Origin of the sequence: Limnobacter humi, assembly GCF_024518835.1 — a bacterium.
Lineage (GTDB): Bacteria > Pseudomonadota > Gammaproteobacteria > Burkholderiales > Burkholderiaceae_B > Limnobacter > Limnobacter humi.
Genome location: NZ_JANIGO010000004.1, coordinates 288,141 through 301,349 on the forward strand (window position 1 = coordinate 288,141; position 13,209 = coordinate 301,349).

Annotated in this window: 12 protein-coding genes; 3 read left to right on the forward strand and 9 right to left on the reverse strand. The window is 56.4% G+C overall.

The window, feature by feature from the left end:
• The first annotated feature begins 51 nt into the window (after positions 1-51).
• Positions 52-1,779 carry an EAL domain-containing protein gene (locus NQT62_RS12985; protein WP_256765147.1) on the forward strand — a complete coding sequence of 576 codons (1,728 nt, stop codon included), beginning with the start codon at positions 52-54 and terminating at the stop codon, positions 1,777-1,779.
• A 1-nt stretch (position 1,780) separates the two neighbouring features.
• On the opposite strand, the gene NQT62_RS12990 is transcribed toward NQT62_RS12985, so the two are convergent.
• Genes NQT62_RS12990 through NQT62_RS13000 form a run of 3 tightly spaced genes read right to left on the reverse strand, consistent with a single transcriptional unit; the run spans position 1,781 to position 4,416 of the window.
• Complete coding sequence (locus NQT62_RS12990) at positions 1,781-2,884, reverse strand: protein-glutamate methylesterase/protein-glutamine glutaminase (protein ID WP_256765148.1); 1,104 nt, start codon at positions 2,882-2,884, stop codon at positions 1,781-1,783.
• A 9-nt stretch (positions 2,885-2,893) separates the two neighbouring features.
• Positions 2,894-3,517 carry a chemoreceptor glutamine deamidase CheD gene (locus NQT62_RS12995; protein WP_256765149.1) on the reverse strand — a complete coding sequence of 208 codons (624 nt, stop codon included), beginning with the start codon at positions 3,515-3,517 and terminating at the stop codon, positions 2,894-2,896.
• Positions 3,514-4,416 (reverse strand): CheR family methyltransferase, encoded by a 903-nt coding sequence (locus NQT62_RS13000; RefSeq protein WP_256765196.1) that lies wholly within the window; start codon positions 4,414-4,416, stop codon positions 3,514-3,516. The genes NQT62_RS12995 and NQT62_RS13000 overlap by 4 nt, the downstream gene beginning before the upstream one ends.
• 278 nt (positions 4,417-4,694) lie before the next feature.
• Between NQT62_RS13000 and NQT62_RS13005 the strand changes: the two genes are divergently transcribed.
• Positions 4,695-6,230 (forward strand): hybrid sensor histidine kinase/response regulator, encoded by a 1,536-nt coding sequence (locus NQT62_RS13005; protein WP_256765150.1) that lies wholly within the window; start codon positions 4,695-4,697, stop codon positions 6,228-6,230.
• Complete coding sequence (locus NQT62_RS13010; protein ID WP_256765151.1) at positions 6,227-6,859, forward strand: response regulator; 633 nt, start codon at positions 6,227-6,229, stop codon at positions 6,857-6,859. The genes NQT62_RS13005 and NQT62_RS13010 overlap by 4 nt, the downstream gene beginning before the upstream one ends.
• Before the next feature lie 497 nt (positions 6,860-7,356).
• Here the strand turns inward: NQT62_RS13010 and flgL are convergent, their stop codons facing one another.
• The 6 genes from flgL to flgG all read right to left on the reverse strand — a co-directional run bounded on the left by flgL (position 7,357) and on the right by flgG (position 13,201).
• Complete coding sequence (gene flgL, locus NQT62_RS13015; RefSeq protein WP_256765152.1) at positions 7,357-8,337, reverse strand: flagellar hook-associated protein FlgL; 981 nt, start codon at positions 8,335-8,337, stop codon at positions 7,357-7,359.
• Positions 8,338-8,354: 17 nt separating this feature from the next.
• Complete coding sequence (gene flgK / locus NQT62_RS13020; RefSeq protein WP_256765153.1) at positions 8,355-10,085, reverse strand: flagellar hook-associated protein FlgK; 1,731 nt, start codon at positions 10,083-10,085, stop codon at positions 8,355-8,357.
• Between the two features lie 30 nt (positions 10,086-10,115).
• Positions 10,116-10,523, reverse strand: coding sequence for a rod-binding protein (locus NQT62_RS13025; RefSeq protein WP_256765154.1), 408 nt, complete (start codon positions 10,521-10,523; stop codon positions 10,116-10,118).
• Positions 10,523-11,677 (reverse strand): flagellar basal body P-ring protein FlgI, encoded by a 1,155-nt coding sequence (locus NQT62_RS13030; RefSeq protein WP_370569184.1) that lies wholly within the window; start codon positions 11,675-11,677, stop codon positions 10,523-10,525. The genes NQT62_RS13025 and NQT62_RS13030 overlap by 1 nt, the downstream gene beginning before the upstream one ends.
• Before the next feature lie 18 nt (positions 11,678-11,695).
• Positions 11,696-12,286 (reverse strand): flagellar basal body L-ring protein FlgH, encoded by a 591-nt coding sequence (locus tag NQT62_RS13035; RefSeq protein WP_256765155.1) that lies wholly within the window; start codon positions 12,284-12,286, stop codon positions 11,696-11,698.
• A gap of 132 nt (positions 12,287-12,418) precedes the next feature.
• Positions 12,419-13,201: a flagellar basal-body rod protein FlgG gene (gene flgG, locus NQT62_RS13040; RefSeq protein WP_256765156.1), complete on the reverse strand. Its 783-nt coding sequence runs from the start codon at positions 13,199-13,201 to the stop codon at positions 12,419-12,421.
• Positions 13,202-13,209: the final 8 nt, after the last annotated feature.

A 13,209-nucleotide genomic window follows, 5' to 3' on the forward strand; every position in this document is an offset into this window, starting at 1 on the left:
AGTGTGCAGGATACCGTAAAGCGCCACGGCGTGGACAACAACAAAAGGCTCATGAATTCGACTGCGCAAAGCCCCTGCATTCTGATTGTTGACGACAGCGAAGATGATTTCGTCCTGATTGCACGACAGCTGCACAAAACCTGGCCCACCGCCAGTTTGTTTCACGCTGCCGACAAAGCGGCCCTGGTGGATGCCCTGCAGCAGCATGATGCTGATGTGGTGATTTGCGACTACTCCATGCCAGAATTGACGCACGACCATGCAGCGGATTTGCTTGAACAGTATCGACCCGGCACGCCCCTGATCTTATTGTCAGGCCTGGCCACCGAGGCCCACGGCATTGCCGCCATGCATGCGGGCGTGCGTGATTACGTCGAGAAATCCAAACCCGAGCGCTTGGTTCCGGCCATTCGCCGTGAACTGGACACCTTGAGACTTCGGCGCGAGAAACACCTGCTGGAGCAAGCCCACCGTCGGGCGGTGTATTTCGATGCGTCCAGTGGTTTTCTGAACCGGGAAGGTTTGCTCAAGGCATTGTCGGGCCTGATGGTCAACCATGCGCAAGGGCAAGACCTGTGCCTGTTCAGCATCCAGCTGTCACGGCATCAAATGCGTGGCATGGAATTGGACCCCCGTGCGCGGCGCAACATGCTGGATCGCGTGGTAGGCCGGGTGCGGGAGGTGTTCCCGAACGATATTTTGTGTCGCTGGTCGGACACCACCCTGGTGGTGGTCAGCAATGGCTTTGATTGGGCGCATCCCGACAATGCTTTGTTGGAGCGCTTGTCCACTGTAGAAACCCAGTTGAACCGGCCCTTCCTGATTGAGAACATTTCACTTCGGCCCCGCATGCGCCTGGGCTTGGCTCGGCCGGGTCGGGATGGCGCACACGCAGCCGAACTGGTCACGCATGCACAGGCGGTGGCTGGTGTTCTGGAACTGCGTGCCTTTGAGTTGTTTCGCGCGGTGGAGTCCGAGGTTCACAGCCTGGCCAAGCGGCGTCGAACCATTGAGTTGGGCTTGGCCAAAGGCATTGAAAACCATCAGTTGGTGCTGAATTTTCAACCGATTGAAGACTTGAAAACTGGCCAGGTGTGCGGTCTGGAGGCCTTGGTGCGCTGGACGCATCCCGAACTGGGCCTGATCATGCCAGGCGAGTTCATTCAGGTGGCTGAAGACACTGGCTTGATTGAGGCCTTGGGTGACTGGGTGATTCGGTCAGCTGCGCGGCATGTGAAGGCTTTTCACACAGCCGGGCATCCGCTGTGGTGCTCGGTCAATTGCTCTGTGGGTCAATTGATGAACCCGGATTTCCCGGCCAAGGCTGTGGCCAGCATTCGCGACAGCGGGCTGGACACGCACTGGATTGAATTTGAGGTGACGGAATCGGCGGCCATTGATCACATGGACAACACCGTGGCGGCCTTGAACCAATTGCGCGCGGCGGGCTGCTCAATTGCCATGGATGATTTTGGCACCGGTTATGCGTCGTTGAATTACTTGCGTCTATTGCCCATGAATGTACTGAAGATTGACAAAAGTTTTGTCAGTGACTTGCTGGACAGCCCATCGAGTCGAAAAATCGTACAGGCGGTGATTGATCTGGCTCACGCCTTGAGCCTGGTGGTGCATGCTGAGGGTATCGAGACTGCTGAACAGCGACAGGCCCTGGTGGACATGGGTTGTGATCGTCTGCAGGGCTATCTGTTCTCCAAACCACTGGGGGCCGATGCTTTACTGTGCTGGTTAAACAAGGGTGCAGGGCCAGGCCCTGCTTAACTTATACACGGATGGCTGCACGCCCACCAATTTTCGACAGGTGGTCCAGCAAGCGCTTGGCAATCTGGTTCAAGGCCACCACCTCATCGGCTCCGCCCAGTGCAATGGCCTCGCGTGGCATGCCGAATACCACACAGCTCGCCTCATCCTGGCAAATGTTGTAAGAGCCCGCTTTTTTCATGTCCGCCATGGCCTGTGCACCATCCTTGCCCATGCCGGTGAGCATGATGCCGATGATGTTGCGCGGCGACACTTCAGTGCCGGATTTGAACAGCACCTCCACCGATGGCTTGTGCCGGTTGACCGGCTCACCATCTTCCAACTGGCAAATGTAGTTGGCACCGTTGCGTCCCAGTTTGAGATGTTTGTCACCCGGTGCAATGTAAGCATGACCGGGCAACACGCGTTCGCCATGGGTGGCTTCCTTGACGGTGATTTGACACACCTGGTTCAAACGGTCTGCAAAGCTCTTGGTGAACCCGGCTGGCATGTGCTGGGTAATCAGAATGGCGGGCGAGTCGGTGGGCAACTGTTCGAGGATGACGCGGATGGCCTCTGTGCCGCCCGTGGAGGAGCCCATCAACACCAGTTTTTCGGTGGCTGCAAAGCGGTTGCCCAACGCGGCTGGCGCCGCCATGGGTTTGACCACTTCCGCACCTGCCAATGCAGCGGCCGACTTGTCGGGCAATTTGGTTAGCCGGTAACGGGCCGCATGGGCAGCCCGAATTTTGTCAGTAATTTCGTTGGCATAGTCGAGCATGCCCTGGCTGATGTCGAGCTTTGGTTTGGTCACAAAATCCACCGCGCCGAGTTCCAGTGCTTTGAAGGTGACGTCGGCGCCTTTGTCAGTCAGGGTGGACACCATCACCACCGGCGTTGGCCGCAAACGCATGATTCGCTCCAAAAATTCAATGCCGTCCATTTTGGGCATTTCAATATCCAGGGTGATCACATCCGGATTTAATCGCTTGATGTGCTCACGCGCAATAAACGGATCGGGCGCTGTGGCCACGGTTTCCATGTCCGGCTGGGAATTGATGATTTTGGTCATCAGATTTCGGATCAGTGCGGAATCGTCGACTACGACCACTTTGATCTTGTTCATGTGCATCCCTTAGAAAAAAATCACTTCACCATCCACCGGATCAGCCTGGATCTGGTCGCGATATTGACGATCCTGACGCAGGGCCAACTGGTCTGCACTGGCCACGCGTTCTACACGCACCGCATTGGTCCGGGTGTTGAAACGAATCCGGCGGCTATTGATGCCACCCAGGTCGGAGGCCAGGACACGAATCTTGTCGCGTCGAAGAAACTCAATGACAAACTGGGCATTGCGGCGACCAACATGCTGGTTTTCCAGGGTGTTGGTCATGTTGGCACCACCGAACACCTTGGCCACCAGGTGCTCGCGCTTGGCTCCCATCATGAGCAAATCATTGATGACCCGTTCCATGGCATACAAGCCATAGCGCAACGGTTTGGTCTGGTCAGTCAGCGCCGGGGCCACGCTGGGTATGTCGGGCAGCATGAAGTGGTTCATGCCACCGATTTTCCGGTGGGCGTCGTAAATGCAGGCAGCCACGCAGGAACCCAGCAAGGTGACGATTTCCACCGGGTCCCAGGAGACCAGGTGCTCGCCAGGCATGATGACCTTGCGCTCCAGCACAACTGGGTCGGTGTCGGCCCGTGTGCGGCTGGGCTGTTTGGCACCACCCACCACCGACGGCATGTTCATGCGCCCACCTGGATACGGCCGGCAGCGGGGGCTGAACCATTGCCCTTGTAGGCTTTGTCTTCGTTGACCACATACACGGTTTTGCCACGCAAGGTGAAGTAATCCCGCGCCATGGCAAAGTTTTCGGAATGTCCGGCATACAGCAGACCGCCCGGGTTCATCAGGGGTGCAAATTTTCTCAGGATCTGCAGTTGCACGTCTTTTTCAAAATAGATCATGACGTTGCGGCAAAACAGCACATCAAAGCCTGGGCGAATGCTCCAGGTCTGGTCCATCAGATTGACTTTCCGGAAGGTGATCATGGCCTGCAGTTCGGGACGCACACGGATGAGACCCTCGCTGTCGCCCTTGCCCTTCAGGAAATATTTGCGCAGGATTTCCTGGGGAATTTTCTCCACCTGGTCCATGCGGTAAACCCCTTTCTGCCCGGTCTCCAGCACCTTGGTGTCAATGTCGGTCGCCAAAATGCGCACCGGTGGGTTCAGGCTGTTGAACGCTTCCATGGCGGTGATGGCCAAGGTGTAAGGCTCTTCCCCGGTCGATGCGGCACTGCACCAGATGTCGATGCGTGGCTTGGCTGACAGGCTTTGCAACTGGCTTTTCAAGATGTCGAAGTGGTGCGCCTCACGATAAAACGAGGTGAGGTTGGTGGTCAGTGAATTGGTGAACTGCTCCCACTCCGGATTGCTGGGGCTGTTTTCCAGAAAATCGAGGTAGCTTGAAAAACGGTTTTGATTGCAGGCCCGCAAGCGGCGTGCCAACCGGCTATACACCATGCTTTGCTTGCTGGGTGCGAGCGATATACCGGCAATCTTGAGAATCATGCCGCGCACACGGGCGAAATCGGCTTCCGTGAATTCAAATTCGCGACTGGCCGCTTCGTCCTGCTGAAGCGACATGCCCACTGAGCTGACCACTTGGCGCGCACCACTGATCAAGCTGGTCGGTTGCGGGTTTTTGGGTTCAAAGCGGGGGGGCGTTGGGTTCATGCCGGGCCTTTTTAGCGAAAACTGTTCAGGATGAAAAGAACCCACCTTTTTGTGAGTTCCCGACATTTGCATGTTCCGCTAAACTGACCTCCGGACAAGCCCGGATTAACACCTTGAAACCGGGTTTGTTTCTGCTTTGGCGACGAGCGCCCAACTTGCTGAGAAGCCCATGAGAGGCTGAACAAACAATGAACGAGAACAAGGGGCTGCCACCTTCCCTGCTCAACCTGAGCAGCTTTTCCGACGAGGGGTTGAAGGTGCTGGTGGTGGAGGACAATGACTCGGACTTCGAGTTGATGTGCTACCGATTGAAACAGGGCGGCTTGACATACACTGCTGTGCGTGTGGACCGACTGGAAGACCTGAAGGCACGCATTGAACATGAGGAATGGCAGGTGGTGATTTCAGACCACAACTTGCCCGGCTTCAGCTCGGAAGAGGCTTTGCGGGTGGTTCGCGACTCGGGCCTGGACATTCCATTCATCATTGTGTCGGGCAGCATCGGCGAACATGTGGCGGTGGATGCCATGCGAGCTGGGGCTGATGATTACCTGATGAAGGACAAAATGGCACGCTTGGTACCGGCGATTGAGCGCTCGCTTCGGGCCGCCAACGAACGGCGCAACCTGGCAGCCGCCGAGATGGCGCAGCGCGAAAGTGAACGCCGGTTTGCTGCCATCGCAGAAAATATTCCTGGCATTATTTTTCAGATGGTATCGGGTGCGGGCATGGCTCGACCAACCGTGCCCTATGTCAGCGAAGGGGTGATTCGCCTATTTGGCGTGCCACCGCGAAATTTTCTGGAAAATCCACATTACTTCTTCGAACAGTTTGAGCCCGATGACGCGGCACTGTTGTTCGAAGAACTGCTGGACCCGCCAGGCCAGGATGAACCGTTTGGCTGGGAAGGCCGGCTGAAGCAACGAAAAGGTCAGGACACACGCTGGGTTTACCTCAGTGCGGTGGCCAAACCCAAGGGCACCATGTACCTGTGGGATGGCGTACTGCTGGACATCTCCGACCGCAAACAGGCTGAGGAACGTTTGCTGAAAGCCCAGGTGGAGTTAAGGCAGGTCACCACCGAGTTTGAGAAACGACGTGAACAGGAGCGAGGCTCCATTGCCCGGGAAATTCACGACGACATGGGTGGGTCGCTCACCAAGTTGAAGGCCGATGTGGCTTGGCTGAACAAAAACCTGGTGCCAGACACTGCCGTGCAGGAGAAACTGGATGACATGCTGGAGTTGATTGAACATTTATTGGCCAGTAGCCAGCGGATTGCCAAGGACCTGCGACCTGGTATTCTGGACTACGGTTTGATTCCCGCATTGGACTGGCTGGTCAAGGACTTCAACAAACGCAGTCAGGTGGCCGCACATTTTCAGAGCAATGTGGAAGACGTGGATTTGCCCGGTGAGGAAAAAACCGCCCTATTCCGCATTTTGCAGGAGGCATTAACGAATATAGTGAAGCATGCCCAAGCATCCCGGGTTGATGTGGAACTGTTTGTCACCGACAATGAGTTGTCGATGGAAATTCGTGACAATGGCAAAGGCATTGACAACACCGACAAGTTAAAAGAGACCTCCTTCGGTTTAAGAGGGATGCAAGAGCGGGTTGCTGCATTTGACGGATGGGTGGATGTGAGCGGCGCAGTGGGACAAGGCACCACGGTGATGGTGTCGATTCCGAGAGGACAGCCAGGGGAAGAGGCAGACGAATGATCAAAGTGTTGTTGGCCGATGACCACGCCCTGTTGCGTGGCAGTTTGAAGCAGTTGCTGGAAGACACGGGCTACATTCAGGTGGTGGCACAAGCGGGTGAATACTCCGAGATCATGAAAGCCATGAGTGCCAATCCAGGACTGGACTTGGCCATTCTGGATATTTCCATGCCTGGAAAAAATGGTGTGGATGTGGTGAAAATCCTCAAGGACAAATACCCGGCCCTGAAAATCCTGATGCTCTCCATGCACCCGGAAGACCAGTACGCCGTGCGCTCGCTGAAAGCAGGTGCCTCGGGTTATTTAACGAAAAATACTGCACCGGAAAAACTGGTGGATGCCATTCAAGTGATTGCCGCCGGACGGAAATACATCACACCCGAACTGGCCGAATCGTTGGCCAGCCATTTGACGGAAGACACCGAAAAACCCCTGCACAGCACGCTGAGCGACCGTGAATTTCAGACCATTCGATTGATTGCCGCAGGCAAGAAATTGAGCGAGATTGCCGAAGAATTGTCATTGAGCCCCAAGACGGTGAGTGTTTACCGAGCGCGTATTCTGGAAAAGATGCGCATGAAAACCAATGGGGAATTGACGCGGTATGCGTTGGAGCATGGGTTGATTTGAAGGATCGTGTTTGGCTTTGCAGAGATAGCAGCCCGCACAGTTACCTCGCCCTTGGCGACGGCCAATCTGTGTTTCAAAACCTGGGCCTCGCGATCGCTGAGGTCGACCCTCCAAAAAAGACGGTCGGGAATCGCCCTCTGGGCCAGCCTGAAAGGCTGTGCCCACCGCGCCTGCTTGGCACGGTTTTGCAGATTGTCCTGACTGTCGCTGCAGGGGAGGTGAACCGCGCAGGCCGCCCCCAGCAATGCCGGTGTGCCCGGTGCCGAACAGTCAGCCCTCCGATCGGTTTGACCCGCACAGCATTCGAACACACGGACCGAGATGTTTGAGCCACGCAGTGGCGAGTTCTCGGGACGGTTCGACATGCGCGGGGCAACCTTTACTTTTTGGGGGGCGTTCGGACCGGGCGACCGGTATTGCTGGGGGCAGTAAAAATGAACTGGCTAACGGTGTTGCGAATGGACAATCAACCAACAGGGGCATTCAAGCCCCCGCCTTTACTTCAAGAAACTGAACAAGCTTAACTGCGAGGTCGATGCAAAACTCTGCTGCGAGGCCTGCAACTGCAACTGCCCTTGCGACAGCTCGCTGATGGCCTTGGCATAATCCAGGCCCACCGCTTCACCGGCCACTTTTTCCTGGTCCAGCGAAGCAGCCGAGTTGATCTGTTCGAGTGTTTCTGCCTCACGCAAACGGACACCCACTTTGGTTCGGGCCAATTGAACCTGGTCGAACACGCCGTCCAGTTCAGCGCGTTTGTCATCAAACGCTTTTTTGAATGTGTCGGCTGGCGTTGCGCCCTGCTGGCCACCTGGGTAACCTGGGTCTCGCAAATACGAGATGGCCTGTCGCATAATGGCAAATGCATCAGCCCCGGTGTTGGGGTTGTTGAATGCGTCGTAACCGGTGATGCTCAGGTCGATGTCTCGTCCGGCCGATACCTGGATTTTCCGACCAGTGATGGCTTGCATGGCGGCCTGCGTGGGCTGTTCCAGGAAGTTGCCGGTGACGGCTGGCGGGTTGGGTGCCTGGTACGGCTCCTGATCCTGAAAAGTGCCTGCAAACAAGTAATTGCCATTGGGGTCGGTGCGGTTGGCAATGCCACGCAATTCATCCATGCGGCCTTCCAGGTCGCGGGCCAGAATTTCCCGTTCAGCCGCGCTCAGTGTGGGGTTGCCAGCCTGCAACATGGACTCTTTGATGCTGCTCATCACATCACTGGCGGAGCCCAGGGCGGTGTCCATCTGGCTCAGCTGATTGTTCACGTAAGTGATGTTGGACTGAAAGCTGTCCAGCGTCTTGATGGCTGATTTGGCCCCCATGGCGGTGGACATGGCCAACGGATCGTCCGATGGCTTGAGCACGCGCACGCCAGTGGCCAACTGCCCTTGCAGCTTGATGAGTTCACCCTGCTGCTTGGACATGCGGTCCGCAGTGATGCTGTAGTACAGGTTGGTGCTTACACGGTTAATGGCCATGGTTCATAGACTCCGGATCAGAACATTTCCAGGATTTGCTGGAACAGCTCCTTGGCCAGGGAAATGACTTTGCCCGAGGCCTGATATTCCTGCTGATATTTGATGAGATTGGCGGCTTCTTCGTCCATGTTGACGCCCGACAATCCATCGCGACTTTCCGTAACCTGCTTGAGCACCGTGTCTCGCGCATCCGAGGACACCTGCAATTCACGCGCCTTGTTGCCCACGCGGCTCACCAATTGGTTAAACGCGTCAGAAACCGAGACGCCCGCAGCGTTGTTGCTTTTGTACAGCGTTCTGGACGTTTGCAAGGCCGCAATGTCACGAATGTTGTCGTTGTTGCCCACGCTGGGGTTGGTGGCCGATGAGGCAGCCACTTCATTGGGACGCGTAATGGCCGAAGTCATGTTCAGTGCAGCATCGCGCACGGGCATCAAGGTGAAGGTGTCACCTTCCTGCGGTGTGGCATTGTCCAGTTGGAATTGAACCAGGGGTGCGCCCGCCGGATCGCGAATTTCATAGTAATTGCCGGTCGGATCCGGTACCAGGGTTGCCGGCTGAAAGGAACCCGTGGAGCCCAACTCTCTGTATTGGGGCTGCCCACCGATGATGGTCACTTCATAATCGGCGCCGCTGATTTTGGACAAATCCACACTCTTGAAAGTCATGTTTGTGACATTCGTTGTGCTGTTGTTCACATTGGGCACCACGCGGGAAATGCCGCTCAGAAACGAGCCTGAACCAAATTTGAACAACGGGTTGCCGGCATTGCCATCCAGGTCAACACCGGCGGTCTGAATGTTGTTGATGGCCTCACCCACGCGGGCTGCCAACAAACCAACGGTGTTTTGGTACTGGTTTAATTCATTGTCCCGGAAGCTGAGGTAACCCGCCAGTGCGCCCATGCCCAAGGTGTCCGCTTTCAGGGGAATCAGCGCTTGCTGTCCATTGATGGTTTGCGTGGTACCGACCAGCAAATTCTTGGGGTCGGAGGGATCCACCTGGGTGCTGACTGGAAACTGGGTGGTTTTGACCACCAGCGGTTGCCCGTTGCCCAAAAACAGGTTAACCGAGCCATCGGCCATGTTGACGCGGGTCACTTGCACCTGTTGGGACAAGTCCATGATGAGTTTGTCGCGCTGATCCAGCAAGTCGTTGGGTTGACCACCATTGAAGGTTTGCGAGCCCGCCGCCACAATGCGGTCATTCAATTGGGCGATTTGAGCCGTGGCGTCATTGACTTGGGCAACCGTGTCTTTCACGCGCAAGTTGGTGGCGTTGCGCAACTCATCCAGCACATTGTTCAAGCCATTGAAACGGCCTGCCAACGAGTCGGCCGCCGACAAAAAGTTTTGTCTGGATGGAAGATCTGCCGGGTTGGTGGTCAGGGTTTGAGCGGCCGCAAAAAAGTTGCTCAAAGCACCCGAGATGCCCGAAGAATCGTCAGCAATGAGGGCATCAACCCGGGAAATCTGCTCAGACTTGGCTTTGAAGAATGCTGAGTCGGAGGTGGCTTTCTGTTCTTGTGAATTCAGAAAGTCGGAATACACCCGCTGAACCGAGGCAATGTCCACGCCCTGGCCAATGTAGCCAATGTCGCTGCCAAACGATGGGCGCGCCTGCTGGACCACCAGCTGGCGGTTGTAGCCGACGGTGTTGCTGTTGGCAATGTTGTTGGACGTGGTCGAAAGGCCCGAACGCGCCGCGTTCAGGCCACTGAGTGCAATGCCATAGACCGAGTTCGTCATGATGTCGAATCCTTTTCTCTCTTATACGGCTTAACGGCCCTGTTTTGGCAAAGTTGAGGCTTGCGCTTCGATTTGGGAATGCCCGCTTTGGGGTGGGATGGCTGTGCCCCCCTGCGACTTCAATTGACGCGCAATTTCCTGGGCCAGGCCCAAGCCCCGCCCCGACAGTTTTTGTACCAGCTCCTGGTCGTACATGGCCTGGTAACTTTTGGTGGCGGAATCGCTAAAAAGCCCGCCCTGTGGCGTGGCGTCCCGCATGCCTTTCAGGGCCATTTGCAGAAAGATGGATTCAAACTGGGTGGCCACCTTGTCAATGGCCTGGTTGTATTCGGCACTGCCCTTCTCGGCTCGGGCACCGCGCTTCAAGCCTTCCAGGCTGCGGGTATCCAGCGAGAGGGACTGTGGGTCAGCCGTATTGTTGGATAGGGGTGCCACCATCAGATCACCTCAATTTCTGCTTTCAAGCTGCCAGCACTTTGCATGGCCTGCAGGATGGAGATCAGGTCTTGCGGTGTGGCACCCAGCGTATTCAGGGCTTTGACCACGTCGGACAATTGGGCTGCACCCTTGAGCGAGATCACCTCGCCGCCGGATTGCGAAATCTGAATGTCCGACTGTTGCGTCGACACGGTTTGGCCTTGCGAGAATGGTGCAGGTTGTGAAATCACCGGGGTGGAGGTGATCTTCACCGTCAAATTGCCGTGGGCGACTGCGCAGTCTTCCAGTGAAACAGCCTGATTCATCACCACCGACCCCGTGCGGGCATTGACGATGATTTTGGCGGTACCCACCGCCTTGTCGATGCCCAATTCCTGGATTTTGGAGAGGAAAGCCACCCGTTCGTTGGGGCTGGAGGGTGCACGCACCCGAATGATACGGCCGTCCAGGGCTTGGGCCAACTCTTGCCCCATGCCTTTGTTGATGGCCTGGGCCACCCGGGTGGCATTGGAAAAGTCGGTGGCATTCAACTCCAGTTGAATGTTTTCACCCAGGTTGAAGGGTGTGGGTACTTCCCGTTCAACAATGGCGCCGTTCGGAATGCGACCGGAGGACAAATGGTTGATTTGGGTTTTTGACCCACCCGCCGATGCGCCCGCACCGCCCACAATCAACTGGCCTTGGGCCAACGCATACACCTGGCCATCGGGGCCTTTCAACGGGGTCAGCAAGAGCATGCCGCCACGCAGGCTTTTGGCATTGCCGATGGACGACACGGTGATGTCAATGGATTGTCCGGGTTGCACGAAAGCCGGCAGGTTGGCCGTCACCATGACCGAAGCCACGTTTTTGAGCTGAATACTGCCACCCGGCGGCAGGTTAATGCCCGATTGGGCCAGCATGGCTGCAATGCTTTGGGTGGTGAACGGGGTTTGGGTGGTTTGGTCTCCCGTGCCATCCAGGCCGATCACGAGGCCATAGCCATACACCGGGTTGGACCGAACACCCTGCACGCTGGTGAGGTCACGAATGCGGGTTTGCGCCTGGGCTGCATTGCACAGGCTGAACACCGCCATCAGGCTGACAAACACCACAAACACTTTCATCAAGCGCTTGATCCACTGAAGGCTGGGGCTGAGGTAGGGCGAATTCATGAGCAGGCTCCGGGGCAATCAGAATGGGAGAACGGTGAGGAAGAAGCGGGACAGCCAGCCCATGGTGGTGGCGGCATCAATCGTGCCTTCGCCCTTGTATTCAATGCGGGCATCGGCCACGCGGTTACTGGGCACCACATTGCCGGGCAAGATGGTGACCGGGTTCACCACACCGGTGAATTTCAGTTTTTCCACATCGCGGTTGGTGCCAATCTGTTTCTCACCCACCACACGCAGGTTGCCATTGGGCAGCACTTCGCTCACGGTGACGGTGATGGTGCCTGTCAGGGTGTTGGCGGCCTTGCTTTGGCCCTGGCCCTTGAAATCGGCGGAGCCTGTGGCGGATTTGTCCACTGGGTTGGTGTCGAAAATGCCAAAACCCAGACCCGGCAAAGTCAGACTGGTTGAATTGTTGCGGGAGGCCGACGCCGAGTTGGTTTGTTCAGAGGCCAACTGCTCCACCACCTGGATGGTGAGCGTATCGCCCACAAAACGGGCACGCTGGTCTTCAAACAGGGGGCGAAAGGTTTGCGGGCTGTACAGGCTTCCGGTGGGTTGGGCCATGGCCACTTGCGGGGCCGGCTGTTGCACCGTGGTTTGCTGGGGCATGTCCACTTTCGGATTAAAAGTGGAGCATCCCCCTAAAGTTATTGAAACTGCTGCCGTTAAACCAATCAGAAGCCGTGTAAGCATTGCTTTTTCTCCCATCTAACACACCCAGTGTGTCAGGTCAGGCAAAAATCAAAGCTGTGATAAGCGCTGTAACATCTGGTCAGATGTCGTGATTGACTTGGAATTGATCTCGTACGCACGCTGTGCCTGAATCAAACCCACCAGCTCTTCCACCACGTTCACGTTGGACGTTTCCACATAACCCTGTGACAACTGGCCAGAGCCATTGCTGCCGGCCACCACCTGGGTGGGCGCGCCAGAGGCGGCACTTTCCTGATACAGGTTTTGCCCCATGCTGAACAAACCGGCCGGGTTCACAAAAGTGGCCAGTTGCAACTGACCCAACTGCTGGGGCTGAACCTGACCCTGAATGGTGGCCGACACGGTACCGTCTTGCGACACCGTGATGGTTTGTGCACCGGGGGGTACGGTCACAGGGCCCAGAATCGGATAACCGTTGGAGGTGACCAGGGTGCCATTGGAGTCCAGCTGAAAGCTGCCATCCCGGGTGTAGCTGGTGGTGCCGTCGGGCATTTGCACCTGGAAAAAGCCCTGGCCATTGATGGCAATGTCCAGATTATTGCTGGTTTGCTGCAGGTTGCCCTGGGCAAAATTGCGCACCGTGGACACCGGCCGAACACCGGTACCCACTTGCAAGCCAGAGGGAACCTGGGTTTGCTCGGTGGTTTGCGCACCGGGTTGGCGAAGCGTTTGGTACAACAAGTCTTCAAAGACGGCACGAGACCGCTTGAAGCCGTTGGTGGACACGTTGGCCAGGTTATTTGAAATCACATCCAAGTTGGTTTGCTGGGCATCCAGACCGGTTTTGGCGATCCACAAAGAACGCATCATGGCAATTT